The organism is Actinosynnema sp. NPDC002837, from assembly GCF_040295345.1.
Taxonomy (GTDB): domain Bacteria; phylum Actinomycetota; class Actinomycetes; order Mycobacteriales; family Pseudonocardiaceae; genus Actinosynnema.
The window spans coordinates 63388-89409 of sequence record NZ_JBEOVG010000029.1 but is presented as its reverse complement, the minus strand read 5'-3'; the positions used below and the strand labels follow the sequence as shown (position 1 = coordinate 89409).

At 73.3% G+C, this 26022-nt stretch carries 17 protein-coding genes and 1 pseudogene; 10 read left to right on the top strand and 8 right to left on the bottom strand.

Going from position 1 to position 26022, the window contains the following annotated elements; all coding sequences use genetic code 11:
* Positions 1-128: 128 nt before the first annotated feature.
* From ABTZ99_RS21150 to ABTZ99_RS21130, 5 genes are all read right to left on the bottom strand, one after another.
* Positions 129-827 carry a DUF3618 domain-containing protein gene (locus tag ABTZ99_RS21150; protein WP_498773282.1) on the bottom strand — a complete coding sequence of 233 codons (699 nt, stop codon included), beginning with the start codon at positions 825-827 and terminating at the stop codon, positions 129-131.
* Complete coding sequence (locus tag ABTZ99_RS21145) at positions 803-1315, bottom strand: phage holin family protein (RefSeq protein WP_499613196.1); 513 nt, start codon at positions 1313-1315, stop codon at positions 803-805. Before ABTZ99_RS21145 ends, ABTZ99_RS21150 begins: the two co-directional genes overlap by 25 nt.
* On the bottom strand, positions 1302-1961 hold the full coding sequence (locus ABTZ99_RS21140) for a hypothetical protein (protein ID WP_498773286.1): 660 nt from the start codon (positions 1959-1961) through the stop codon (positions 1302-1304). Before ABTZ99_RS21140 ends, ABTZ99_RS21145 begins: the two co-directional genes overlap by 14 nt.
* A 205-nt stretch (positions 1962-2166) precedes the next feature.
* Positions 2167-2541 carry an SSI family serine proteinase inhibitor gene (locus tag ABTZ99_RS21135; RefSeq protein ID WP_498773288.1) on the bottom strand — a complete coding sequence of 125 codons (375 nt, stop codon included), beginning with the start codon at positions 2539-2541 and terminating at the stop codon, positions 2167-2169.
* Positions 2542-2665: 124 nt separating this feature from the next.
* Positions 2666-3415, bottom strand: a complete 750-nt coding sequence (locus ABTZ99_RS21130; protein WP_499613192.1) for an SDR family NAD(P)-dependent oxidoreductase — start codon at positions 3413-3415, stop codon at positions 2666-2668.
* Here ABTZ99_RS21130 and ABTZ99_RS21125 point away from each other — a divergent pair.
* Positions 3409-3678 carry a DUF6928 family protein gene (locus ABTZ99_RS21125; RefSeq protein ID WP_499613203.1) on the top strand — a complete coding sequence of 90 codons (270 nt, stop codon included), beginning with the start codon at positions 3409-3411 and terminating at the stop codon, positions 3676-3678. The genes ABTZ99_RS21130 and ABTZ99_RS21125 overlap by 7 nt on opposite strands.
* Before the next feature lie 10 nt (positions 3679-3688).
* Here the strand turns inward: ABTZ99_RS21125 and ABTZ99_RS21120 are convergent, their stop codons facing one another.
* Complete coding sequence (locus ABTZ99_RS21120; RefSeq protein WP_498773292.1) at positions 3689-4228, bottom strand: MOSC domain-containing protein; 540 nt, start codon at positions 4226-4228, stop codon at positions 3689-3691.
* An 84-nt stretch (positions 4229-4312) separates the two neighbouring features.
* On the opposite strand from ABTZ99_RS21120, the gene ABTZ99_RS21115 reads away from it, so the two are divergent.
* From ABTZ99_RS21115 to ABTZ99_RS21095, 5 genes and pseudogenes are all read left to right on the top strand, one after another.
* Positions 4313-4549, top strand: coding sequence for a hypothetical protein (locus tag ABTZ99_RS21115; RefSeq protein ID WP_498773294.1), 237 nt, complete (start codon positions 4313-4315; stop codon positions 4547-4549).
* Positions 4550-4705: 156 nt separating this feature from the next.
* Complete coding sequence (locus tag ABTZ99_RS21110) at positions 4706-5692, top strand: LacI family DNA-binding transcriptional regulator (protein WP_499613188.1); 987 nt, start codon at positions 4706-4708, stop codon at positions 5690-5692.
* Between the two features lie 104 nt (positions 5693-5796).
* Positions 5797-5946, top strand: coding sequence for a hypothetical protein (locus tag ABTZ99_RS21105; protein WP_499613185.1), 150 nt, complete (start codon positions 5797-5799; stop codon positions 5944-5946).
* A pseudogene (locus ABTZ99_RS21100) lies at positions 5945-6050 on the top strand (response regulator transcription factor); the annotation flags it as partial. The gene ABTZ99_RS21105 and the pseudogene ABTZ99_RS21100, both read left to right, overlap by 2 nt.
* A gap of 161 nt (positions 6051-6211) precedes the next feature.
* Complete coding sequence (locus ABTZ99_RS21095; RefSeq protein WP_498773298.1) at positions 6212-6400, top strand: hypothetical protein; 189 nt, start codon at positions 6212-6214, stop codon at positions 6398-6400.
* Between the two features lie 187 nt (positions 6401-6587).
* On the opposite strand, the gene ABTZ99_RS21090 is transcribed toward ABTZ99_RS21095, so the two are convergent.
* Together ABTZ99_RS21090 and ABTZ99_RS21085 are read right to left on the bottom strand one after the other, a co-directional pair.
* Positions 6588-8315 carry an ABC transporter ATP-binding protein gene (locus tag ABTZ99_RS21090; RefSeq protein WP_498773468.1) on the bottom strand — a complete coding sequence of 576 codons (1728 nt, stop codon included), beginning with the start codon at positions 8313-8315 and terminating at the stop codon, positions 6588-6590.
* Entirely contained in the window at positions 8312-9988 is a 1677-nt protein-coding gene (locus ABTZ99_RS21085; RefSeq protein ID WP_499613182.1) for an ABC transporter ATP-binding protein, read from the bottom strand. Before ABTZ99_RS21085 ends, ABTZ99_RS21090 begins: the two co-directional genes overlap by 4 nt.
* A 140-nt stretch (positions 9989-10128) precedes the next feature.
* Between ABTZ99_RS21085 and ABTZ99_RS21080 the strand changes: the two genes are divergently transcribed.
* The 4 genes from ABTZ99_RS21080 (at position 10129) to ABTZ99_RS21065 (ending at position 26022) form a co-directional block, all read left to right on the top strand.
* Positions 10129-11457, top strand: a complete 1329-nt coding sequence (locus ABTZ99_RS21080; RefSeq protein WP_498773302.1) for a lysine N(6)-hydroxylase/L-ornithine N(5)-oxygenase family protein — start codon at positions 10129-10131, stop codon at positions 11455-11457.
* 82 nt (positions 11458-11539) lie between these two features.
* Positions 11540-12550 carry an iron-siderophore ABC transporter substrate-binding protein gene (locus ABTZ99_RS21075; RefSeq protein WP_498773304.1) on the top strand — a complete coding sequence of 337 codons (1011 nt, stop codon included), beginning with the start codon at positions 11540-11542 and terminating at the stop codon, positions 12548-12550.
* A gap of 93 nt (positions 12551-12643) precedes the next feature.
* Positions 12644-25831: an amino acid adenylation domain-containing protein gene (locus tag ABTZ99_RS21070; RefSeq protein WP_499613177.1), complete on the top strand. Its 13188-nt coding sequence runs from the start codon at positions 12644-12646 to the stop codon at positions 25829-25831.
* Positions 25828-26022, top strand: coding sequence for an MbtH family protein (locus ABTZ99_RS21065; protein ID WP_498773308.1), 195 nt, complete (start codon positions 25828-25830; stop codon positions 26020-26022). The genes ABTZ99_RS21070 and ABTZ99_RS21065 overlap by 4 nt, the downstream gene beginning before the upstream one ends.

The window sequence follows — 26022 nt, the reverse complement described above, 5'->3', positions numbered from 1 at the left end:
ATTTTGTGGGTGACTGTTTTTCAGACGTGTGCTCTCCCTATTTGTTCGCCGTGGCCCACCCGACCCTGGGGTCGGACTCACCCGCGGCCGACGGCGCCGGCCCGGGGCCGGCGCCGTCGGCGAGTCGATCACTGACCGCGGACCTCGGACTTCACCTGCTGCCCGGACTGGCGGGCGTGCTGGCCGACCTCCTGGGCCGAGCCCTTGGCCTGCTCGACGGTCGTCTGCGTGGCCTCCTGGGCGACCTGCTTGACCTGGTCGGCGGCCTCGCCGACCATCGTGCCGGCGTCGTCCTTCAGCTTCTGCGCGGACTCCGTCAGCGCCTCCTTCACCGGCTCGACGGCGCCACTGGCGCGTTCGCTGAGCTGTCGGACGGCGTCCTGCTCGGCCCGCGTCGCCGGGATCAGCGTCGCGACCAGCGCACCCGCGCCGAACGCGATCAGCCCCGCCGCCAGCGGGTTGCCGCGGGCCTGTTGCCGTGCCTGGTGGGGCGCCTGCTGCACGGCGTGCGCGGCCTCTTGTGCCTTCTCGCCGACGGTGGACGCGGCCTGCTGGGCCTTGTCCCCGACGGTCGAGGCGGCGTCCTGCGCGCGCTCGCCGACGGTGGTGGCCATGCCCGCCGTCCGGTCCTGCACCGTGGCGGCGGTCTCCGGAACCGTGCCCATGACTCGCTCCTTCAACGTGCTCATGCGGTGTCGGACCCGGTCGGCCCGGCGGTGCGCGATGTTGCGCGGCCTGGCGTGGTCGACGATCCGGTTGGCGTCCGCCACCAACTCGGCGCGGGTGCGGTCGATGTCGTGCCTTATTTGGTCGGGTGACGGGCCCATTCCGCGTCCTCCTTCAAGGTCTCGATGGTGCGCTCCGGCTTGGGGTTGACCTTCCGCAGCCGAGCGCGGCCGGTGGAGAACAGGGCGAACCCGGCGACGGCCCACAGCACGGCGACGACGAGCGTCGCCCAGCCCAGGCCCATGAACGTCGCCAGGCCGAATGCCAGCGCGAGGCTGAGCAGCACCGCGGTCATGTAGCCCGCGAAACCGGCCGCCCCGAGCATCCCGGCGGCCTTGCCCGCCTTGGTCGCCTCCTGCCGGATCTCGGCCTTGGCGAGCTCGAGCTCCTGGCGCATCAGCCGGGACAGGTCTTCGGCCAGGTCGCCGACGAGCCGGCCCAGCGAGGGCTCCTCATCGACCGGCGGCACGGCTCCGGGAGGCGGTGTCGCTCCGGTCGCCGGTACCGCGCCGCTCGGCACGCGGCTCTCCGGCACCTGCCCCCGCGGTACCCGCCCACCGGCCAAGCGGGTCGTCTCAGCGCTGGACATACGGCGATCCCTCCGGCTGGTAAGGGGCGCGCGGCGTCGGCGCGCCGTACTCGGACGGCACCGGCGACGGTGACGACGGCGTCGCGCTCGGCGGCGGCACGGCGGTCGGCGTGGTCACCGGCGTCGTCGGCACCTGGTCGGTGTAGCCGCGCTGCACCTGCTGCGGCTGGTCGGAGGCGCTCATGCTCTTCGCGGCGCGGGCGACCAGGAAACCGGCCACCGCCGCGCCGATCAGGAACGTCCCCGGCTTGCGCCGCGCGAAGTCCTGGGCGGAGTCGAGCAGCCCGCGCGCACCCCGTTCGTCGAGGTACCGCGCAGCCTGCCGACCGGCGTCGGAGACCTGGCGCAACGCGCCCGCGGTCAGCGAGTCGGGGCCCGAGCCGTCGGCCATCGTGCCCAGCTCGTCGGCGATCCGGTCGATCTGCCGCGACACCCGCCGCGCCTGCTCCTCGGCCTCGGTCGCGACCCGCTCCCGCATGTCGTGCACCACGTGCTTGGCCTGGCCCGTCGCCTCGTGGGCCACCTGCCCGACCTGCTCGCGCGCGGTCGAACGCACGTCACCGGCCGCCTGCCTGGCGTGCTGCGCCACGGCCGCGCCCTCCTGTCCGGCGGTCTCGCGGACCGCACCCACCTGGTTCTCGTCCACGACTGACTCCTCAAGGTCGGCGTGCTCTCCCTACCCAGCTACCCCCGTGGCCGACGCCTAATCACCCTCGCGACGACGGCGATCCCGACGCGCGCCGCCGTTCGCGCGCTGCCGCGGAATAGTCGAAAAATGTGTGACGACCCTGCGGCCGGTGTTTCGGCCGCAGGGTCGTCGTGGGTAGTCGGTTGATTATCCGGTCAGTCGGTCAGAACGAGAAGACGGTGCCCGTCTCCTGCTCCATCACGCACTCGTTCGGGAATTCCTCCACGTACTGCACGGGAGTGCCGCGCCAGGAGCCGAACGCGACCACGGTCACCGGCCGGTAGTCGAACGTGCACACCTGCGGCTCGGTGCCCGCCAACTGCGTGAAGTCACCGTCGGCGGCCGCGATCTCACCGCAGGCGGCCTGCGCCGCGCGGTGGTCGCCCGCCGCCGGGTCGCAGGTCAGCCGGGTGCTCTCGACACCGGTCTCCTCCTGGTAGACCGCCAGCACGAGGTCCGTCTCCGGCGGCGCGGCGGCCGCCGTCCCGGTGGCGATCAGCGGAGCGGCCAGCAGGCCGGACGCGAACAGGGAAGCCATGAGGGTTCGTGTTCGTCGCATGGCCCCGGGGTGACCCGATCGGGTGGCACGTATTCGGACGGATTCCCATCTCACCGGGATGTCGTAATCTGTGAATTAACGTTTCCAATTCGTCCGGAATAGCTCACCAAGTGGGTCGCGCGCTGATCCCGCCGTCCACCACCAGGTCATTTCCGGTGATCCAGGACGCCATCGGGGAGGCGAGGAAGACGCAGGCGTCACCAACGTCCTCGGGTCGACCGAGCCGGCCGAGCGGCGCGGCCCTCGTCCACCGGTCGACCCCGTCGGGCCAGTCCTCGGCCAGCCCGGGCCGGTCGACGAGGCCGGGTGAGACGGTGTTGACGCGGATGCCGCGCGGCCCGTACTCCAGCGCGGCCGACCGCGCGTGCATGATCAGGGCGGCCTTGGACGCGCTGTAGTGCGCGTGCCCGGCGGCGGGGCGCGAGCCCTCGACCGAGGCGATGTGGGTGACCGAACCGCCCGCCGGCAACACCTCGGCGGCGGCCTGCGTGCAGGAGAACGCGCTGGTGAGGTTCACGTCCACCACCTCGCGCCACTGCGCGGCCGTCATGCCCGGCAGGTCCTGCACCGGCTGCACGCCCGCGTTGTTGACCACCGCGTCCAGCCGGCCACCCCACTCCGCCGCTTCACGCACCAGCCGACGGCACTCGTCCTCGTCGGCGAGGTCGGCCCGGATCCCGATCGCCCGGCCGCCGCTCTCCGTGATCCGCGCGACGAGCTCCGACACGTCACTGCGCCGGCTGTGCGCCACCACCGCCGCACCGGCCCGCGCGAACCGCGCCGCGATCCCGTGCCCTATGAGCCCACCGGCCCCGGTGACGAGCGCGACCGTGTTGACGAGAAGTCCTGTCACGGGCACGGAGGGTAGCGCCACAAGGGCGCGCGCCCTTCGCGCCGGCCGAACCCGAGTTCGGGTGCTCACCAAGGGTTCCCGGTCCGGTCACCGGGCCGAGCGGTACCTTCCGGGTTCTTGCCCTGCCCTTCCACCCGCTCGACCTGGGCGAGGACGCGTTGCGGGCCTTGTTCGGCTTCGTCCTGGAAGGCCTGCCCGACGCGGCGGACGTCGACGCGGACCAGGTGCTCCTGCACGGGTTCCGGGTGACCGACCCGAGGTGAAGGCCGGGTCTCAGACCGGTGCGAGGGGGCTGTGGGGTTCGCTGGGGAGCTCGACCCGGATCTCGTCGCCGGGGCGGATCTCGCCGCCCACGAGGACGACCGACATGATGCCCGCCTTGCGGACCACGTTGCCGTGCTCGTCGCGGCCGACGACCTGCTTGAGCAGGCCGTCCTGGAACCCGTCGATCTGCGGGCACGGGTTGCGCAGGCCCGTCACCTCGACCACGGCCTCGGCGCCCAGGTGCAGGCGGGTGCCGGTCGGCAGCGCGAGCAGGTCGACACCGCGCGTCGTCACGTTCTCGCCCAGTTGGCCCGGTTCGACGGGGAAGCCCGAGGCGTTCAGCTCGTCGTGCAGCTCGGCGTGCATCAGGTGGACCTGGCGCAGGTTCGGCTGCGTGGGGTCGCGCTTGACGCGCGACCGGTGCTTCACCGTGACGCCCTGGTGCACGTCGCCCTCGACGCCGAGCCCGGCGAGCAGGGTGATCGAGTCCTGGTTGGGCTTGGTGAACGTGTACTCCCCGCTCCGGCTCACGGCCGTGATCGTCCCCATGCGCCCGACCCTACCGAAGTAAGACTTTCGGGCCCGGCGGCGATATGAGCAGTGCACACCTTTCTGGGGACGACGGTGAAGATCATGGATGACGAGTTGAACCACCGGGCACGCGCATTGCTGCGCGCGGTCGCCGCGGGACGCGCCGAGGTGACCCGCAGCAGCGAGCCCGACCTGAAGGTCGACGGCCTGCTGTGCTGCGACCAGGGCGCGGCGCGGGAGCTGGCGCACGCCGGGCTGCTCCGTCCGGCGCAACGCGACGACTCCGGGCCGTGGGTCCCGGCCGAGCTGACGCCCGCGGGCCGCGCGGTGCTCGCCTGACCCGTGCCGGCCGACGCCCGAACGGGGCGCGCCTGTCCGGGTCGTCCTCGGCTTCCCGACTCTTGACGCTGCGTGCACGGAGCGGTTGACTGCGTGTCCGTAACCGGTTTCGGTACCGGTTCCGGGTCGCCGTTGACCGTAGTCGAGGAGTGCACTGTGCGAGTCACGATCGCCGAAGTCGCCCAACGCGCCCAGGTGAGCAAGGCGACCGTGTCCCGCGTCCTCAACGGCAAGCCGGACGTCGACGCGGCGACCGCGGCACGCGTGCGCCAGGTGATCGCGGACGTCGGGTACGTGCCCAGCGCGCGTGCGGTCGGGCTGGCGCGCGGGCGGGCGAGGACGGTGGGGATGCTGGTCCCGTCGTTGACCTGGCCGTGGACCGGTGAGGTGGTGCAGGGCGCGGTGGACGAGCTGGAGGCCGAGGGCTACGGGCTGCTGCTCTACACCGTGAACCGGGGTGCCGAGTCGTTGGCGCAGTTCGCCAGCCACGTGTCCGCGAAGGCGTTCGACGGGCTGCTGGTGATCGAGCCGCCGGACACGTTGAGCTACATCGAGACCCTGCACGACCAGGGGCTGCCCGTCGTGATGATCGACGACCGGGGCAGCCGGCCCGGGTTCCCGTCGGTGTGCACGACGAACCGGGAGGGCGCGCAGGCGGCGGCGCAGCACCTGGTGGCGGCCGGCCGCACGGGGTTCGCCGTGGTGACCGGGCCGGCGAACTTCGGGTGCGTGCGCGAGCGGTTGGACGGGTTCCTGGACGCGCTCGGGGCCGCGGGCGTGCACGTCGACCCGCGGCTGGTGGTGGAGGGCGACTTCGGCACCGACCGCGGCGCGGTGGCGACCGAGAAGCTGATGGCCACCGGGTTGCGCTTCGACGCCGTCTTCGCGCAGAACGACCTGTCCGCGCTCGGGGTGATCCGGGCGCTCAACGCCGCCGGGCGGAAGGTGCCCGACGACGTCGCCGTGGTCGGCTTCGACGACATACCGATCGCCGCGCACGCCGAGCTGACCACGGTGCGCCAGCCGATGCGGGAGATGGGCGAGGCCGCCGCGCGCCTGCTGCTGTCCCGGCTGGAAGGCGCGGCGCCGACGCGGGAACCGGTCGTGCTGCCGACGACCTTCGTCGCCCGCCGCACGGGCTGATCGGCGCTTTTCGTCGCCGACGACACGTTTCGGCTTGACGGCGGTCCGTCCCGGGTACCACCCGGGTGATCGTCAGGGGGACGGAACGACGTTGGGAGTCGACAATGCCTTGGGTTGAACGCCATCGCCGCCGCCTGCCGCACAGCTGGTTCCGCACCACGTCCGTGGAGCGGCACTACCGCAGGTCGCCCGCCACCATCCCGACCGTGATCGCGGTGGTCCTCGCGATCGTCCTGCTGATCGTGCTGTTCTGACGGCGACGCCGCGCTGGAGCGGGTCGCGATGACCCGGTACGACGTGGTGGTGCTGGACCGGGACCTGCCCGAGGTGCACGGCGACGACGTGTGCCGGGCCGTCGGGCAACGGTGGCAGGGCTCGGTGCGGGTGTTGAGTTCGCTGGTGCTGTCGCCGCGTGTGGGTGGCGGGATCGTTGCTACGGAGGGGTTTTCGCCGAAGTCCTGTTGATGTCGGTGTCGCCGGCTTCGCCCTGCCGGCGAGCGCCGTCGCCGAGGAATCCGCATGACCGACGAGAACCGCACCGTGCCGTGGGTCGCGACCGGCGGCACGGCGGTGCTCAAGCGCGGCGAGCGGGTGTCGGCCTCGGAGATCGCGCAGGGCGACCGCGTCACCGCGATCAACACGCCGGGTGGCAAGGCGGGCGGCGCGGCGCGTCATCATCCACGGCGCCGAGGACGACTAGTGAGCTAGCAGCACTTCGCCCCGCTGTTCCCGATCCTCCGAGGGCTCCCGGCTGTTCCAGTTCTGGGAACGGCCGGGAGCCCGTCGAGCTGACGCGGCCGGTCCTGCTGGTCGAACAACCCCGCCGGGCGGCGGCACGCCGACCCGTTCGCGCACAGCGGCTCCACGCACCAGGCGTCCCGGCCAACCGGCGGCGTCAGGACCGCGTGCCCGACCAGGCCGCCCACAGCTCGGCGTACCGACCGCCGGCGGCCAGCAGCTCCTCGTGCGTGCCGCTCTCCACCACCCGGCCCGCCTCCATCACCACCACGCGGTCCGCCGTCACGGCCTGGGTCAGGCGGTGCGCCACCAGCAGACCGGTCCGCCCGTCCAACGCCCGCGCCGCCGCCTCCTCCAGCTCGCGCGCGCCCGCGCTGCCCGCGTCGGCGGTCGCCTCGTCGAGGATCGCCACCGGCGGATCGGCCAGCACGAGCCGTGCCAGCGCCAGCTGCTGCGCCTGCGCCACGGTCAACCGGTGCCCGCCCTCGCCGACCACGGTCGCCAGGCCCGACGGCAGCGCGGAGGCCCAGCCGAGCGCCCCGACCCGCGCCAACGCCGCCCCGATCTCGTCGTCGGTGGCCCCCGGGCGGGCCAGCCGCAGGTCCTCGGCCAGCGGACCGGCGAAGACGTGCACCTCCTGCGTGATCAACGCGACCGACCGCTCGGCGGACGCCAGCTCCACCCCGCCGATGCTGATGCACCCCGTAGTCGGCTCGTGCACCCCCGCGATCAGCTTCGCCAACGTGGTCTTGCCCGCGCCGGAGGCCCCGACCAGCGCCACCCGCTCGCCCGCGGCCAGCTCCAGGTCGACGTCCCGCAGCACCGGGTGACCGTCCACGTAGGAGTACGAGACGCCGGCCAGCTTGATCGTGGTGTCCGCGGGCCGCACCCGGCCCTCCAGCACGGGCATCGGCTCGTCGGTCACGCCCACCAGCCGGGACAGCGACGCGGTGGCGGCCTGCGCGTCGTCGGCCAGCGCCAGGGCGGCGTTGATCGGGTTGAACAGGCTGTGGAAGTACAGCGCCGCGGCGGTCGCCGTGCCCACCGACGCCGTACCGGCGCCGACCAGCCAGAACCCGGTCACCAGCACGCCCGCCAGCCCGATGAACTCGGCCGCGTTGAGCCGACCGTAGAACCGGGTCAGCAGCCGGATGCCGCGCAACGCGAGGTCCACCGCCTGCTGCGACCGCGACCGGACCTGCGCCACGTGCGCCGGGGCCAACCCGAACGTCCGCACGGTCGCCGCACCGCCGATGGAGTCCAGCAACTGCTGTTGCTGCACGCCCACGGCGACGCGCTGCGCCGCGTACAGCTTCACCGCGCGCCCGCCGTACCACCGCACGGTGTGCACGTGGATCGGCATCGCCAGCAGCACGGGGATCAGGAACCGCCAGTCCAGCACCGCGATGCCGACGACGGTCAGCCCGATGGTCAGCGCGGAGCGCGCCATCACCGGCAACGCGTTGCGCACCGCGTCGGCGATCACCTGCACGTCCCGCGTCACCCGCGAGGTCAGGTCGCCGGAGCCCGCCTTCTCCACCCGCTCCAGCGGCAGGTGCAGCGCCCGTTCCACGAACTTCTCGCGCAGGTCGGCGAGCATCCCCTCGCCCAGCCGCGCCACCAACGACGTGCCGAACGCCGTCGACACGCCCTGGACGACCGCGACCAGCACCAACACCACCACGGGCCATGCGATGGCGGAGGACCCCGCGCCCACCAGGTCCACGATCCGGCCGAGCACCGGCGCGGTGAGCAGCCCCACCGCCGTGCCCGCCAGCAGCACCAGCAGCGCCGCCCACGCCAACGCGCGGCGCGGCCGGACCAGGTCGCCGACCGCCGCCCACGTCCGGGCGGCGGAAGCGGTCGCCAGCAACTCGCGCATCAGCCCAACACCACCAGTCGGTAGTCCTCGTCCGCCACCAGGTCCGCGTGCGCGCCGGACGAGACGACGGCGCCGTCGGCCAGGAACACCACGCGGTCCGCGGCGGCCAGCAGCGCCGGGCTCGTGGCCACCACGATCGTCGTCGACCCGGCCCGCATCCGCTTGATCCCGGCGGCCAGCGACACCTCCGTCACCGCGTCCACCGCGGTCGTCGGGTCGTGCACCACCAGCACCGGGGGAGCGGCGGCCAGGGCGCGCGCCAGCGCCACCCGCTGCCGCTGCCCGCCCGACAGCGACCGGCCGCGTGCCGAGATCACCGTATCCAACCCGTCGGGCAACGCCCGCGCCACGTCGTCCACCCGTGCCGCCTCCAACGCCTCGCCCAGCCTCGCCCCGCCGGCCGCCACGTTGTCCCGCACCGACCCCTCGAACAGGTCCGCGTCGTGCGCCGCGACCAGCACCGCCGCCCGCAGCGCCGAACCCTCCACAGTGGACAGCGGCACGCCGTCCACCGCCACCGCGCCGGCCGCGGGGTCCACCTCCCGCGCCAGCACGGCCAGCAACGACACCGCGTCCGCCGGATCACGGGCGACCACACCGAGCAGCTCGCCGGGCGACGCGGTCAACGACACACCGCGCAACGACCCGGACACCACGTCGGTCAGCTCGACCCGCCCGGCCACCGGTGACGGCAGGGGCGACGAACCCGGCGGCACGTCCGGGGGAGCGGCCAGCACCTCGGCGACCCGCGCCGCCGACGCCCGGCCCTGCGCCAGCAGCCCGTTGACCCAGGAGAAGATCGACAGCGGCCACAGCAGGAACTGCGCCAACCCGACCGCGGCCACCAACTGGCCGACGGTGATCGTCCCCGCCGCGGCCAGGTGCCCGCCGACCAGCGCCACGATCGCCAGGAACACGCCGGTCATCGCCAGCATCGAGCCGTCCAGCCAGGCCCGCGACTTGGCCGCGCGGATCGCGGCCTCCATGGACGACCGGCTGGTCACCCGGTACCGCCGCGCCGCCGTGGCCTCCGCGCCGATGCCCTTCAACGCCCGCAGCCCGGCGACCAGGTCGGCCGCGACCCCGGACGCCAGCGCGGCCCGGTCCTGCTCGGCGTCGCTGCGCCGTTCGAGTGGTTTGCCGAGCACGTGCGCCAGGCCGAGCAGGACCGGCGCGGCCACCAGCACCAGCAGCCCGAGCACCCACGACACCCGCAGCAACGCCACCGCGCCCACCAGCACGCCGATCACCGCCGAGAACGCGATGGGCAGCGCCAGGTTCACCTGCCCGACGCGCTGCGCGTCGCTGGTCGCGATGTTCGCCAGCTCCCCGGACAGCCTGCCGTGCGCCGCGCCGCCATCCGCCGAGAGCACCCGCGCGGCCAACGTCGACCGCACCTCGTGCGCGGCCTGGTGCGACGCCTTCTCCCCGCTGCGCAAGGAGAAGCGGAAGCTCAACGACAGCGCCACGAACACCGCGGCCAGCACGCCGATCCAGAGCACCAGCCGCCCGCTCGCGCCGGTGCGCACCGCTTCGTCGATCACCACGCCGATCAGGAGGGGCACTGCGGCCTCGCCGGCCTGGTGCGCCGCGCCGAGCGCCGACGCGACGGTCACCGACTTCCACTGCCCGGTCACCGCACCCTTGAGGACATCGGTCCTGAGGTCGGTTCTCACCCCTGTGCCCGCCTTCCGCTGAGTGCTAGGTGAGGCTACCCTAATCAGAAGAGAGGCCTGGATCACTCCCGCGGAGGATCAACTTAGGTTAGGGTAACCAAAGTTTGATCACGCCCTGTTCTCGCACCGATGGGACAGCCATGCCACAGCCACCGGTCTTCGACGTCCTCGGCGTCGGCTTCGGGCCCTCCAACCTGGCCCTCGCGATCGCCGTCACCGAGTACAACGCCACCGCGCGTGCCGAAGACGTGGTGACCGCCCACTTCCTGGAACGCCAGCCGCGGTTCGGCTGGCACCGCGGGATGCTGATCGACGACGCGACCATGCAGGTCTCGTTCCTCAAGGACCTGGTGACGCTGCGGAACCCCCACAGCACCTTCACCTTCCTGAGCTACCTGCACAGCAAGGGCAGGCTGGTCGACTTCATCAACCACAAGAACCTGTTCCCGCTGCGGGTCGAGTTCCACGACTACTTCGAGTGGGCCGCCGGCCGCGTCGACGACCTGGTGTCCTACGACCACGACGTGGTGGAGGTGCGGCCGGTGGTCGAGGACGGCGTGATCACGCACTTCGACGTCGTCTCGCGCACGTCGACGGGCGAGGTGGAGGTGCGCCGCGCCCGCAACCTGGTGCTGGCCACCGGCCTGCGCCCGGCCCTGCCCGAGGGCGTCCGGCCGTCCGAGCGGGTCTGGCACAACCGGGACTTCCTGCACCGCGTCGAGTCGCTGGCCGACCCGCGCCGCCTCGTCGTGGTCGGCGCCGGGCAGAGCGGCGCCGAGGTCACCGCGTTCCTGCACGAGAGGTTCCCGGCCGCCGAGGTGTGCGCGGTGTTCGCCCGCTACGGCTACAGCCCGGCCGACGACAGCTCGTTCGCGAACCGGATCTTCGACCCCGCCGCCGTCGACGACTACTTCGCCGCGCCCGAGCAGGTCAAGCGCAAGCTGATGGACTACCACGGCAACACCAACTACGCGGTGGTCGACAACGAGCTGATCGCCGAGCTGTACCGGCGGGTGTACCGGGAGAAGGTGCTGGGCGAGCAGCGGCTGCGGCTGCTCAACCTCTCCCGCGTGGCCGAGCTGGACGACCGCGGGGACGGCGTGGTGGTGACCGTCGAGTCGCTGAGCACCGGCGCGCGCGAGGTGCTCGACGCGGACGCGATCGTCTACGCCACCGGCTACCGCGAGGCCGACCCGACCGGGCTGCTCGGCGAGCTGGCCGGCCGCTGCGCCCGCGACGCGCACGGCAGGCTCGGCGTCGGCCGCGACTACCGCCTGGACACCGACGACGACCTGCTGGCCGGCCTCTACCTCCAGGGCGGCACCGAGCACACCCACGGCATCTCGTCGTCGTTGCTGTCCAACACCTCCGTGCGGGTGGGGGAGATCCTCCAGTCCGTGCTCGGCCGCCGCACGCCGGCAGTGCCCTCGCCGCCCGAATACGCGATCAGCGTCTCACGGGTGAGCTGAAACGCCCCGCAGTTTGTTAGGTTTCGCAAACCTAACCTGGTACAGCGGCGCGCCGCCGCGCCTCCGAAAGGGAAACCCTGTGATGTCCACGAAGTTCAAGCTGGTCGCGGCCGTCTCGGCCGCAGCGCTGGCGCTGGCCGCCTGCGGGGGCGGCGGCGACGCCGGCTCCGGCGGGACGAGCCAGACCAACGCGGCCTCCACCGGCGCGTTCCCGGTCTCGGTCGAGCACAAGTACGGCACCACCGAGATCAAGGCCGAGCCGAAGAAGGTCGTCACGCTCGGCCTGTCCGACCAGGAGCCCGTGCTGGCCCTCGGGGTCAAGCCGGTCGGGGTCGTGGACTGGTTCAAGGAGCGGCCCTACGGCAACTGGCCGTGGACCAAGGAACTCTGGGGCTCCACCCAGCCGGAGGTCGTCGGCGAGCGCGACGAGTACAACCTGGAGAAGGTCGCCGCGCTCAAGCCCGACCTGATCCTCGCGGTCTACTCCGGCATGAAGCAGGAGCAGTACGACACGCTGTCCAAGATCGCGCCCGTGGTCGCGCAGCCCAAGGCGTTCCCGGACTACGCCGCGCCGTGGCAGGACCAGACCCTGCACATCGGCAAGGCGCTGGGCAAGGCGAAGGAGGCGCAGGCGCTGATCGACGGCGTCGCGAAGAAGTTCGGCGAGGCCAAGGCCGCGCACCCCGAGTGGGCCGGCAAGAAGATGGTGGTGGCCGACAGCTTCAAGCCCGGCCAGTACTCCGCGTTCGCGCCGACCGACCCGAAGGCCATCTTCATGAAGGAGCTGGGCTTCACCCTCGTGGACGAGATCGGCAAGCTCGCCGGCCAGCTGAACGTGGCCGAGTTCAGCGAGGAGCGGTTCGACCTGCTCGACGCCGACCGCCTGGTGTGGCTCATGTTCGACCAGAGCGCGTGGGAGCGGGTCAAGTCCGTGCCCGCCTACCAGCGGCTCAAGGTCGTCAGCGAGAAGCGCGACCTGTTCCTCACCTACATGGACCCGCCGATCGGCGCGGCCATGTCGTTCAACACGGTGCTGAGCGTGCCCTACGGCATCGAGCAGGTCGTGCCGCTGCTCGAAGCGATCAAGAACTAGTCGGCGGATCCACCGCGGGTGGGGGTGCCGGCGTGCACCCCCACCCGCGGTGTGCGTGCGGGGAAGTCGGGAAGGAACGGGAAGGTCGTGACCATGGCGCTGCCCTTGACCGGTGCGCAGACCGGTGTCTGGTTGGCACAGCAGCTGGAGCCCGACAACCCCGTCTACAACGTGGCGTGGTACCTGGAGCTGCGCGGACCGGTCGACCACGACCGGCTGGAGGCGGCCGTCCGGCAGGTGATCGGGGAGACCGGCGCGCTGCACGTGCGGTTCACCGAGGACGGCCAGGTGCCGACGCCGCCGACCACCGACGTCACGCTCCTGTCGTTCGACTCGCTCGCCGACGCGCGGGCGTGGATGGACGACGACCTGGCGCGGCTGACGGACATCACCGCCGGACCGCTGTTCCACCACGCGCTGCTGCGCATCGCCGACGACCACGTGCTCTGGTACCAGCGCTACCACCACCTCGCGGTCGACGCCTACGGCTGCGTGCTGATCACCCGCCGCGCCGGCGAGCTGTACGAGGGCGCCGCGGAGCCGCGGCCCAAGCCGATCCAGGCGCTGGTCGACGCCGACCTCGCCTACCGCGACTCGGCGGCCCGCGAGGAGGACCGGGCGTTCTGGCACGCGAAGATGGCCGACCACCCCGAGCCGGTGCGGCTCGTGCCGCGGGCCGCCGGGCAGGTGCGCGAGGTCGTCCGCCGCACCGTCGAGCTGCCGGACCCGTTGACCTCGCGGCAGGTCATCGCCGCCGTCGCCGCCTACACCCACCGCGTGACCGGCGCGTCGGACCTGGTGCTGGCCATGCCGGTGACCGGTCGGCGCGACGCGGTCAGCCGGGTCACGCCCGGCATGGCGTCCACCGTGCTGCCGCTGCGCGTCACCGTGCGGCCGGACAGCACCATCACCGGCCTGATCGCCGACGTCGACCGCGAGATCCGCGAGGTCGTCCCGCGCAGCGCCTACCGCGGCGAGGACCTGGCCCGCGAGCTCGGCCTGCGCGACGGCATCCCGGAGCTGGTCGGGCCGACGGTCAACTACCTGGGCTTCGGCCGGGAGATGGGCTTCGCCGACCTCGACCCGGCGTTCCACACGCTGTCGCTGGGCCCCGTCAACGACCTGACCACCTCGTTCCTGCAACGCGCCGACGGCAGGCTGGTCGTCACGTTCGAGGCGAACGCCGCCGTGTGCACGCCGCAGGAGCTGGCCGACCACCAGCGCCGCTTCCTGCGCGTGCTCGACGCCGACCCGGACCGGCCCGTGGCGTCGATCGACCTGGTGGACGACGCGGAACGCTCGCGGCTGCTGGACTTCGGCACGTCGCCGCGCGAGGTGGACGAGGTGACGTGGCCCGGCGCGGTCGAACGCCAGGCCGCGCTGCGCCCGGACGCCGTCGCGGTGGTGTGCGAGGACGTGTCGCTGACCTACGCCGAGCTGAACGCCGCCGCCAACCGGCTCGCCCGCGCGCTCGTCGCCTCGGGGGTGCGGGCCGAGGACGTCGTGGGCGTGGCCCTGCCCCGGTCGGTCGACCTGGTCGTCACGCTGCTCGCGGTGATGAAGGCGGGCGCGGGGTACCTGCCGCTGGACCTCGACCACCCGCGCGACCGGGTCGACTACATGGTCGCCGACGCGGGCGCCCGGCTCGTCATCACGCCGGAGACCCGGTTCGACCTGCCCGCCGACGGCTCCGACCTGGGGTTGGACATCGCGCTCGACCAGGCCGCGTACGTGATCTACACGTCCGGCTCGACCGGGCGGCCCAAGGGCGTCGTGGTGACGCACGAGGGCATCGGCAGCCTCATCGCGACCGCGGTGGACCGGATCGGCATCACGCCGGACAGCCGGGTCGTGCAGTTCGCGTCCGTCGGGTTCGACGTGGCCGTGTGGGACCTGTGCATGTCGCTCGGCGTCGGCGGGCGCGCGGTCGTCGTGCCGTCGCACCGGCGGGTCGCGGGTGGGGAGTTGACCTCCTACATCGCCGCGCACGAGGCCACGCACATGATCCTGCCGCCGTCGCTGGTCGCCGCGCTGCCGCCGGAGTGCGAGCTGCCCGAGGGCGCGGTGCTGGTCGTCGGCACGGAGACCGTGCCGACCGAGCTGATCGCCCGGTGGGCGCGGCGGTTGCGCGTCGTCGCCGCGTACGGCCTGACCGAGGCCACGGTGAACTCCACGCTGTGGGCCGCCCAGCCCGACTGGACCGGGCCCGTGCCGATCGGCGTGCCGGACCCGAACACCCGCTGCTACGTCCTCGACTCGGCGCTGCGGCCGGTGCCGGTGGGCGTCGAGGGCGAGCTGTACGTCGGCGGGCGCGGGCTCGCGCGGGGGTACCGGGGACAGGCGGCGCTGACCGCGTCCCGGTTCGTCGCCGATCCCTTCGCCGGACCCGGTTCCCGCATGTACCGGACGGGCGACCGGGCGAAGTGGCGCGCCGACGGGAACCTCGACTTCCTGGGCCGGTCCGACGGCCAGGTGAAGATCCGGGGTTTCCGGATCGAGCCGGGCGAGGTCGAGAGCGTCCTCATGGCGCACCCGGAGATCGCGCAGGCCGCCGTGCTGGTGCGGGAGGACCACCGGCGGGTGAAGCGGCTGGTCGCGTACGTGGTCGGCACGGCGTCGCCGGCGGACGCGCGCGAGCACGTCTCCTCGGCGTTGCCGGAGTACATGGTGCCGTCGGTCGTGGTGCCGATGGCGGGGCCGCTGCCGCTGACCCCGAACGGCAAGCTGGACCGCGCGGCGCTGCCGGAGCCGGACTGGACCGCCCTGGCCGGTGACGCGCCGGCCACGAACCCGGTCGAGCGGACGTTGGTGGAGCTGGTCGAGGCGGTGCTGGGGCTGACGCCCGGGATCCACGACAACTTCTTCGAGCTGGGCGGCGACAGCATCGTCACGATGCAGTTGGTGTCGCGGGCGCGTGACGCGGGCCTGGAGTTCACCCCGCGCGAGGTGTTCGAGCACCGGACCGTGGCCGGGTTGGCGCGGGTCGCGCGGGTGGCCGGGGCCGACGAGGTCTCGCTGGACGGGTTCTCCTCGGACGTGCTGCCGGCGTCGCCGTTGCAGGAGGGCTTCTTCTTCCACGCGCGGTACGACGCCGACGACTCGTACGTGGTGCAGGAAGTGCTGAGCCTGGACGTCGACCGGGACGCCGTGCAGGGGCTGCTGGACCGGCACCCGTTGCTGCGGGCGGGTTTCCGCCAGACCGACCGCGGGCGCGTGGAGCAGGTGATCGCGGAGGCGTCGACGCTGCCGTGGCGCGAGTACCCGGCCACCGACGACGTCGAGGCCGTGCTGGCCGCGGAACGGGCGGAGCCCTTCGACCTGTCCCGGCCGCCGTTGATGCGCGCGGCCCGGCACGGCGACCGGCTGGTGCTGACGCTGCACCACATCCTGCTGGACGGGTGGTCGGTCGGGCTGCTGCGGCGTGAGCTGGTCGGCGGCCGGCTGGAGCCGGTCGACCACCGGCGCTACTTCGCGTGGCTGGCGAGCCGCGACCGCGACGCGGCGCACGAGGCCTGGCGCGCGGCACTGTCCGATGTGGACGAACCGACGAAGGTGGTCGGCACGGTCTCGCCGCGCCACGGGCAGCACCGCGTGCGGCTCCCCGCCGAGCTGAGCGCGGCGTTGTCGGGCCAGGCGCGGCGGCGCGGCCTCACCCTGAGCACGGTCCTGCACGGCGCGTGGGGCCTGCTGCTCGGCGGCCTCACCGGGCGGGCGGACGTCGTCTACGGCACCACCGTGGCCGGGCGGCCGGCCGAGGTGCCCGGCATCGAGAACGCGGTCGGGCTGTTCATCAACACCGTCCCCGTCCGCCAGCGCTGGCGGGGCGCGGACAGCCTGGCGACCACCTTCCAGCACCTGCAGAGCGAGCAGGCGCGGCTGCTGGACCACCAGCACCTCGGCCTCGCCGAGATCCAGCGCGTCACCGGGCACGGCGAGCTGTTCGACACCCTCGTCGTGGTGGAGAACTTCCCCGACCTGGTCGACGACGTCGAGATCCGCGACCAGGTGCACTACCCGCTGGCCCTGGTCGCCCTGCCCGGCGACCGCATCGAACTGCGCCTCAAGCACCGCCTCCCCGACGCCGAGGCGGCCGCCCTCGCCCAGCGGCTGGTCCGGCTGCTGTCCGCGTTCGCCACCACCCCCGACCGGCCGGTGGCGAGCCTCGACCTCGTCTCCGACGCCGAAGCCGAGTGGCTGGGGCGGCTCAACGCGACCGCCGTCGACGTGCCGGAAGGCACGCTCGTCAGCCGGATCGCCGACCAGAGCGCCCGCACCCCGGACGCCGTCGCGGTCGTCTACGACGACGTCACCCTCACCTACGCCGAACTCGACCGGCGCTCCACCGCGCTGGCCCGCAGGCTGCGCGGCCACCGCGTCGTCGGCGTGGCCGTGCCGAGGTCCGCCGAGCTGCTGGTGGCGCTGCTGGGCGTGCTCAAGGCCGGCGCCGCGTACCTGCCCCTCGACCTCGACTACCCGGCCGAGCGCGTCGAGTTCATGCTGGCCGACTCCGGCGCGACCACCGTCGTCCGGCCCGAGGACTGCGCCGACACCGAAGCCCCGCCGGTCGACCTCCCCGCACCCCACCCGGACCAGCCCGCCTACCTGATCTACACGTCCGGCTCGACCGGGCGGCCCAAGGGCGTCGTCGTCACGCACCGCGCGATTGTGAACCGGCTCGCCTGGATGCAGCACGAGTACGGCCTCACCGCCGACGACCGCGTGCTGCAGAAGACGCCCTCCAGCTTCGACGTCTCGGTGTGGGAGTTCTTCTGGGCCCTGTGCGAGGGCGCGGCCGTCGTGCTCGCCAAGCCGGACGGCCACCGCGACCCCGCCTACCTCGCCGACCTGATCCGCCGCGAGCGGATCACCACGCTGCACTTCGTGCCGTCGATGCTGGCCGCGTTCCTCGGCGTCCCCGAGGTGCACGAGGACGCGGCGTGGTCGGCGAGCCTGCGCCGCGCGTTCAGCAGCGGCGAGGCGTTGACCGGCGACGTGGCCGCCCGGTGGCTCGCGCTCACCGCCGTGCCGCTGCACAACCTCTACGGCCCCACCGAAGCCGCCGTCGACGTCACCTACTTCGAGTACGACGCCGCACCGGATCCGGCCGTGCCGATCGGCCGCCCGGTCTGGAACACGCGGCTGCACGTGCTCGACCCGTTCCTGCGGCCCGTCCCCGCCGGCGTGCCGGGTGAGCTGTACCTGGCGGGCGTCCAGCTCGCCCTCGGCTACCACGGCCGGTTCGCGCTCACCGCCGAGCGGTTCGTCGCCGACCCGTTCGGCGCGCCCGGCGACCGCATGTACCGCACGGGCGACCTGGTGGTGCGCCGCCCGGACGGCGTGCTCGTCTACCTCGGCCGCACGGACCGGCAGGTCAAGGTGCGCGGCAACCGGATCGAGCTGGGCGAGGTCGAGGCCGCGCTGGTCAGGCAGCCCGGCGTCCGGCGGGCCGCGGTCATCGCCCGGGACAACCAGCTCCTCGCCTACGTGACACCGGCCGACGTCGACCTCGACGCGGTGCGGGCCGGCGTCGCCGACGCCCTGCCCGCCGCGATGGCGCCGCACGCGATCGTGGCGCTGCCCGACCTCCCGCTCACCCCCAGCGGCAAGCTCGACCAGAACGCGCTGCCCTCGCCCACCCTCGCCAAGGCCGAACGCCGTGCGCCGCGCAACGACCGCGAACGCCTGCTGTGCGAGGTGTTCGCCGACGTGCTCGGCCTGGCCGACCTCGGCGTGGACGACGACTTCTTCGTGCTGGGCGGCGACAGCATCACGTCCATCGCGGTGTCCAGCCGGGCCCGGAGGCTGGGCGTCGAGATCAGCCCGCGCGACGTGTTCGAGCACCGCACGGTCGCCGCGCTGGCCGCCGTCGAGACCACCGCGGACACCGCCGACGACGCGCCGCTGCTCGTGCTGACCGACGAGCAGCGCGCCGCGCTGCCCGAGGCGGAGGACGTCTGGCCGCTCTCGCCGTTGCAGGAAGGCCTGTACTTCCACGCCAGCTACGACACCGGCGCGCTCGACGTCTACCTCTCCCAGGAGACGATGGACTTCGCCGGCCGGCTGGACGTCGAACGCCTGCGCCGCGCGGGCGCCGCGCTGCTGGACCGCAACCCGAGCCTGCGCGCCGGGTTCACCAGCGACGGCGTGCCGTCACCCGTGCAGTTCATCGCGCCCGGCCTGGAGATCCCGGTGCGCGTGGTCGAGGCCGAGGACGCCGACGTGCCGGACCTGCTGGCCGCCGACCGGCGCGAGCGGTTCGACCTGGCCGCGCCGCCGCTGTGCCGGTTCCTGGTGCTGCGGCTGCCCGACGGCCGCGACCGGCTCGTCATCACGCACCACCTGATCCTGTGGGACGGCTGGTCGGCGTGGCTGTTCCTGGAGCAGCTGCTGGAGCTGTACCGCGACGTCGACGCCGAGCTCCCGCCGCCCGGCAGCTACCGCGACTACCTGGCCTGGCTGGCCCGGCAGGACCACGACGCGGCCCTGCGGGCGTGGCGCACCGCGCTGTCCGGCCTGCGCGAGCCCACCCTGGTCGCGCCCGTCGACCGGTCGCGCGAGCCGGTCATCCCGGCCGAGTTCCAGCAGGAGCTGACCGAGGAGCTGACCGAGCGCATCCGGGCGCAGGCCCGGCGGCACGGCCTGACCGCGAACGCCGTGTTCAACGCCGCGTGGGCGATGGTGCTGGCGAGCCAGGTCGGCCGCGACGACGTGGTGTTCGGCACCGCCGTCGCGGGCCGCCCGGTCGAGGTCGACGGCGTCGAGCACGTCATCGGCATGTTCCTCAACACCATCCCCACCCGCATCGCGATCGACCCGCGCGAGACCGTGCTGGAGCTGCTGCGGCGCGTCCAGGCCGAGCGGACCGCGCTCATGTCCTACGAGCACGTCGGCCTCGGCGAGATCCAGCAGGAGGCGGGCCACCGGCAGCTGTTCGACACGCTGTTCGTGCTGCGCACCGGCGACGGCGACGACCGCCAGGGCGGGTTCGCGGCCCGGCACGGCGTGCTCGAAGTGTCCAATGTGGACGGCACGCACTTCCCGCTGACGCTCATCATCACGCCCGGCGCGCGCACCCGCGTCACGCTGGCGTCCCGGCCGGACGTCTTCACCGCCGACGCCGCCGAGGCCCTGCTCACCCGGTACACCACCGTGCTGCGCCGACTGGTCGAATCGCCGGACGCGCTCCTCGGCGCGCTCGACGTGCTGCCCGACCGCGAACGGCGCGCGCTGGAGGCCGAGTGGGACGGCAGCGCCAACCCCATGGTGTCCGAGACCATCGCCGACCTGCTCGTCGCCCAGGCCCGCAAGACCCCGGACGCGACCGCGCTCGTGTTCGGCGACCAGCGGCTGACCTACGCCGAACTGCAGGACCGGATCGACGCCCTGGCCCGGCTGCTGATCAGCCGGGGCGCGGGGCCGGAGCGGGTGGTCGCGCTGGCATTGCCGCGCACGATCGAGATGGTGGTGGCGTTGTTCGCGGTGCTCCGCACCGGGGCCGCCTACCTGCCGCTGGACCTCGACCACCCGGCCGACCGGCTGCTGCTGATGATCGAGGACACCGCGCCGCTGTGCGTGCTCTCGACCACGGCGGTCGGGCTGGTTCCGGACGCGCTGTGCCTCGACGACCTGCCGGAGGGCCCGCGGGACGTCGAGTGGCCCACGTTCTCGCTGGACCACCCGGCGTACGTGATCTACACCTCCGGCTCCACCGGCCGGCCGAAGGGCGTCGTCACGCCGTACCGCGGCCTGACGAACATGCAGCTCAACCACCAGCAGGCGATCTTCGCGCCCGCCATCGCGGCGGCCGGCGGTCGGCGGCTGCGCATCGCGCACACCGTGTCGTTCGCGTTCGACATGTCGTGGGAAGAGCTGCTGTGGCTGGTCGAGGGCCACGAGGTGCACGTGTGCGACGAGGAGCTGCGCCGGGACGCGGCGGCCCTGGTGGCGTACTGCGACGAGCACCTGGTCGACGTGGTCAACGTGACCCCGACCTACGCCCAGCTGCTGATCGAGGAGGGCCTGCTGGAGGGCCACGTGCCCGCGCTGGTGCTGCTCGGCGGCGAGGCCGTGCCGGAATCGGTGTGGCAGCGGCTGCGCGAGACGCCCGGCACGTACGGCTACAACCTGTACGGGCCCACCGAGTACACGATCAACACGCTCGGCGCGTCCACCGAGGACAGCGAGACGGCGACCGTCGGCAAGGCGATCTGGAACACCAGGGCCTACGTGCTGGACGCGCGCCTGCGGCCGGTACCGCCCGGCTCGCCCGGCGAGCTCTACATCGCGGGTGTCGGCCTGGCCCGCGGCTACCACGACCGGTTCGGCCTGACCGCCGAGCGGTTCGTCGCCGACCCGTACGGGCCGCCCGGGACCCGCATGTACCGCACGGGTGACCTGGTGCGCGCGCGGGCCGACGGCAACCTGGACTTCCTCGGCCGCACCGACGACCAGGTCAAGATCCGCGGCTACCGGGTCGAGCTCGGCGAGGTCGAGTCGGCCCTGGCCGCCCAGCCGGGCGTGACGCACGCGGCGGTCGTCGTGGACGCGGGTCCGGGCGGGGTGAAGCGCCTCGTCGGGTACGTGGTCGCCGACACCGATCCCGCGGCGCTGCGGGAGAACCTGAAGCGCGGCCTGCCCGACTACATGGTGCCCGCCGCGATCATGCCGGTGGACGCGCTGCCGCTCACCGTGAACGGCAAGCTCGACGTGCGCGCCCTGCCGAAGCCGGTGGTCTCCGGCGCGGTCTCGTCGCGCGCCGCCGCCACCCGGGAAGAGGAAGTGCTGTGCGGCTTGTTCGCCGACGTGCTCGGGGTGCCGTCGGTGGGCGTGGACGACAACTTCTTCGACCTCGGCGGCCACTCGCTGCTCGCCACCCGGTTGGTCAGCCGGGCCCGCACGGCGCTGGGCGTGGACCTGGCGATCCGTGACCTGTTCGACGCGCCCACGGTCGCGGAACTGGCCCTGCGGGCCGGTGGTGGGTCGGTTCGGCCGCCGCTGGCGCCGGTCGAGCGGCCCGCCGAGCTGCCGCTGTCGTCGGCGCAGCAGCGGTTGTGGCTGATCCAGCAGATGGAGGGCACGTCCGCCGCTTACAACTTCCCGCTGGTGTTCACGCTGCACGGCGCGCTGGACGTGGCCGCGTTCACCGCCGCCGTCGGCGACGTGGTCGACCGGCACGAGGCGCTGCGGACGGTGTTCGGCGAGCACGAGGGCACGCCGTTCCAGCGGGTGCTGCCCGACGCCACGCCGGTCGTGGCGGTCCGGGAGGCGTCCCGCGAGGACGTGCCGGACATCGTGCGCGCCGAGGTCGAGCGGCCGTTCGACCTGCGCACCGAGCTGCCGCTGCGGGTGACGATCGCGTCGTTGGCGCACGACGAGCACCTGATCGTCATCCTGCTGCACCACATCACCACCGACGAGTGGTCCGACCGGCCGTTCCTGCGCGACCTCGCGACGGCGTACCGGGCGCGGCGGGCCGGTGAGGCTCCCGGGTGGGAGCCGCTGCCCGTGCAGTACGCGGATTACACCGTGTGGCAGCGGGACGTGCTGGACGTCGTCGGCGAGCAGCAGCTGGACTTCTGGGCGCGGGCGCTGGCCGGCGCGCCGGAGGAGCTGGAGCTCCCGGTGGACCGGCCGCGGCCGGGACGCCCCACGTTCCGCGGCTCGGACCTGGAAGTGGTGTTCGAGCAGGCCGCGGCCGATCGGCTGCGGGCGTTCGCGCAGACGTCCGGCGCGTCGATGTTCATGGTGCTGCAGGCCGCCGTCGCCGCCCTGCTGAGCAGGTTGGGCGCGGGCGAGGACATCCCGTTGGGCGCGCCGATCGCGGGCCGCACCGACGAGGCGCTGGACGACCTGGTCGGCTTCTTCGTCAACACGCTCGTGCTGCGGGCCGACCTGTCCGGCGACCCGGGCTTCGCCGAGCTCGTCGGGCGGGTGAAGGAGACGTCGCTGGCGGCGTTCTCGCACCAGGACGTGCCGTTCGAGGCCGTGGTCGACCGGCTGAACCCGACCCGTTCGGCGGCGCGCAACCCGCTGTTCCAGGTGATGGTCGGCTACCACAGCCGCGGCGGCGACGCGGGCTCGTTCGACGGCCTGCCGGTGACGTGGGTCGGCCACGAGACCACGACCGCGAAGTTCGACCTGGTGTTCAGCTTCACCGAGGTGGTCGACGGCCCGGTGGTGTGCCGGCTGGAGTACGCGACCGACCTGTTCGACCGGGTGACCGTCGAACGGCTCGGCGCGCGGCTGACCACGCTGGTCGACGCCGTGCTGGCCGCGCCGTCCGCGCCGGTGAGCGCGGTGGACCTGCTCGCGCCCGACGAGCGCCGGCGCGTGGTCGACGAGTTCAACCGGACCGCCAGGGCGGTGCCGGAGGAGGCGTTCACGACGATGTTCGCCCGGTGCGTCGCCGAGAAGCCGGACGCGGTCGCCGTGGTCGACCGCCACCGCTCGGTCGACTACGCCTGGCTGGACGCCCGGTCCAACCGGATCGCCCGCCTGCTCGCGGCACGCGGGGTCGGCCGCGAGTCCGTGGTCGGCATCGCGGTGCCCAAGTCGGCGGACATGGTCGCCACCGTGCTGGCGGTGCTGAAGCTCGGCGCGGCCTACCTCCCGCTCGACCTCTCGCACCCGGCGGACCGGATCGCGTACCTGATCGAGGACTCGGCGGCCTCGGTCGTCGTGACCACGTCCGACGCCCCGGTGCCGGCGCCCGCCGTGCTGCTGGATTCCCCGGACGTGGTCGAGGAGCTGGCCGCGCTGGACGGGACCGCGGTGGGGGACGGGCCGCTCGGGCTCGACTCGGCGATGTACGTGATCTACACGTCCGGCTCGACCGGTCGGCCCAAGGGCGTGGTGGTGCCGCACGAGGGCATCTCCAGCCTCGCCGCGACCGCCATCGACCGGATGGGGCTCACCGCCGAGAGCCGGGTGCTGCAGTTCGCCTCGGTCGGCTTCGACGTGGCGGTGTTCGAGCTGACCATGGCGCTCTGCGTGGGCGGACGGCTGGTGTTCGCGCCGGACGAGGTGCGCGTGGCGGGCCCGGAGCTGACCGACTTCCTGCGCGACCGGCGGATCACGCACATGATCCTGCCGCCGTCGCTGGTGTCCGCGCTGCCCGCCGACTGCGAGCTGCCCGAGGGCTCCACCATCCTGGTCGGCACCGAGACCGTGCCGCCGGACGTGATCGGCCGCTGGGCCGGGCGGCTGAACCTGCTCGCCGCGTACGGCCTCACCGAGGCCACGGTCAACTCCACGCTGTGGAGGGCCGTGCCGGAGTGGGACTCGGCCGTGCCGATCGGCGTCCCCGACCCCAACACCACCGTGTACGTGCTGGACGACCGGCTGCGGCCGGTGCCGCCCGGCGTGGTCGGCGAGCTGTACGTGTCCGGTCGCGGCCTGGCCCGCGGGTACATCGGCCAGGCCGCGCTGACGGCGTCGCGGTTCGTCGCCTCGCCGTTCGGCCCGCCGGGAGCCCGCATGTACCGCACCGGCGACCGCGCGCGCTGGCGTGCGGACGGCAACCTGGACTTCCTCGGCCGCGTCGACACCCAGGTCAAGATCCGCGGCTTCCGGATCGAGCTCGGCGAGATCGAAGCCGCCCTGACCAGGCACCCAGCCGTGGCGCAGGCGGCCGTCGTCGCCGACCGCACGGGTGACGTGACCCGGCTCGTCGGGTACGTGGTCGGCTCGACGGAGGACGACCTGCGCGCGCTCGTCGCCGAACGGCTGCCCGAGTACATGGTCCCGGCCACGGTGATCTTCCTGGACGGCCCGCTGCCGTTGACGCCCAACGGCAAGCTCGACCGCCGCGCGCTGCCGCGACCCGACTGGTCCGCGCTGACCGGCGACGACCGGCCGGTCACGCCGGAGCAGAAGGCGATCGCGGAGCTGTTCGCCGAGATCCTCGGTGTGTCGCCGGGTGTCCACGACAACTTCTTCACCCTCGGCGGCCACTCGATGGCGTCCATGCGGCTGGTCGGCAAGATCCGGTCGGTGTTCGGGGTCGACATCGCGTTGCGCGACGTGTTCGACTCGCCCACCGTCGCCGGGCTGGCCGGGCGGCTGACCGGCGCCACGTCGGCCCGGCCGCGGCTGCGCCGCTTCGACCGGCCGGTGGACCTGCCGACGGCGCCGGTGCAGCGGGGTCCGGTCTCCTGGGACCACGCGCTGGCGTTGAAGGCCTCGACGCCGTTCGACGTGCCGGCGCTCGTCGCCGCCTACGCGGACGTGGTCGAGCGGCACGAGCCGCTGCGCACGGTGCTGGACGGTGACGTGCAGCGCGCCGTCGCGGTGCCGCCGCTGGAGGTCGAGCCGGTGGTGGCGCTGGACGAGGCGCTGCCCGCGTTCGCCGCCGGGCCCGTGGAGCCCGGCCGCCCGCCCGTGCGGGCCCGGCTGGTCGTGGACGCCTCCGGCGCGCAGGCGTTGCTGCTGACCATGAGCTACCTCGCGGTGGACGAGTGGTCGGTGGTGCCGCTGTTCCGGGACCTCCAGCGGGCCTACGCGGCACGCCGGCGCGGCGAAGCTCCACAGTGGACCGGCCTGCCCGTGACCTACGCCGACTACGCGCTGTGGTCGGCGGAGGTCGTGGCGGCGGTGGGGGAGAAGCAGCACGCGTTCTGGCGCGACGCGCTGCGCGACCTGCCCGACCTGGCCCTGCCCCGCTCCGGGGACCGGCGGCCCGGCCGCCACCCCGCCGCGGTGGTCCCGTTCTCGCTGCCCGCGTCGCTGCACGCGGCCGTCGACCGACTGGCCACCCGGACCGGCACCAGCATGTTCATGGTGGTGCAGGCCGCCGTGGCCGCCGCGCTCACGCCGTACGGCACGGACCTCCCGATCGGCACGATGGTCGCCGGGCGGACCGAGGAGGCGCTGGCCGACCTGGTCGGCTGCTTCGCCAACCGGATCGTGCTGCGCACCGACACCGCCGGCCGCCCGAGCTACACCGAGCTGCTGGCCCGCGTCCGCGCCACCGACCTGGCCGCGTTCGACCACGCGGACGTGCCGGTGCCCGTGGAACCGCAGGTGATGATCATCCACCACGAGAAGGCGGTCCTGTCGACCCTGGAGGGCGGCACGGGCTCGCTCGAAGCCGTGCCGACCGGCGCCACACCCGCCGAGCTGACCGTCAGCTTCTACGAACCGCGGGACGACGGCCCGGTGCCGTGCTACCTCGTCTACGCGACCGACCTGTACACCCCGACCACCGCCCAACACCTGGTCGACGCGGTGCTGCACCACCTGCACCGCGCGACGACCGACCCCGACCGGAGGATCGAGCCGTGACCAACCCGTTCGAAGACCCCGAAGGCCGTTTCCACGTCCTGGTCAACGACGAGGGCCAGCACTCGCTGTGGCCGTCGTTCGCCGACGTCCCCGCCGGCTGGACCACGCGCTTCGGCCCCGACACGCGCGACGCCTGCGTGGCGTACGTGGAGGAGCACTGGACCGACCTGCGCCCCCTCTCCCTGCGCTGA

What these genes read in the sequence shown, in the direction of transcription:
- ABTZ99_RS21150 (WP_498773282.1), bottom strand. Translation starts at nt 827, where the DNA reads ATGGGCCCGTCACCCGACCAAATAAGGCACGACATCGACCGCACCCGC.
- ABTZ99_RS21145 (WP_499613196.1), bottom strand. Translation starts at nt 1,315, where the DNA reads ATGTCCAGCGCTGAGACGACCCGCTTGGCCGGTGGGCGGGTACCGCGG.
- ABTZ99_RS21135 (WP_498773288.1), bottom strand. Translation starts at nt 2,541, where the DNA reads ATGGCTTCCCTGTTCGCGTCCGGCCTGCTGGCCGCTCCGCTGATCGCC.
- ABTZ99_RS21120 (WP_498773292.1), bottom strand. Translation starts at nt 4,228, where the DNA reads ATGGGGACGATCACGGCCGTGAGCCGGAGCGGGGAGTACACGTTCACC.
- ABTZ99_RS21115 (WP_498773294.1), top strand. Translation starts at nt 4,313, where the DNA reads ATGGATGACGAGTTGAACCACCGGGCACGCGCATTGCTGCGCGCGGTC.
- ABTZ99_RS21105 (WP_499613185.1), top strand. Translation starts at nt 5,797, where the DNA reads ATGCCTTGGGTTGAACGCCATCGCCGCCGCCTGCCGCACAGCTGGTTC.
- ABTZ99_RS21095 (WP_498773298.1), top strand. Translation starts at nt 6,212, where the DNA reads ATGACCGACGAGAACCGCACCGTGCCGTGGGTCGCGACCGGCGGCACG.
- ABTZ99_RS21080 (WP_498773302.1), top strand. Translation starts at nt 10,129, where the DNA reads ATGCCACAGCCACCGGTCTTCGACGTCCTCGGCGTCGGCTTCGGGCCC.
- ABTZ99_RS21075 (WP_498773304.1), top strand. Translation starts at nt 11,540, where the DNA reads ATGTCCACGAAGTTCAAGCTGGTCGCGGCCGTCTCGGCCGCAGCGCTG.
- ABTZ99_RS21070 (WP_499613177.1), top strand. Translation starts at nt 12,644, where the DNA reads ATGGCGCTGCCCTTGACCGGTGCGCAGACCGGTGTCTGGTTGGCACAG.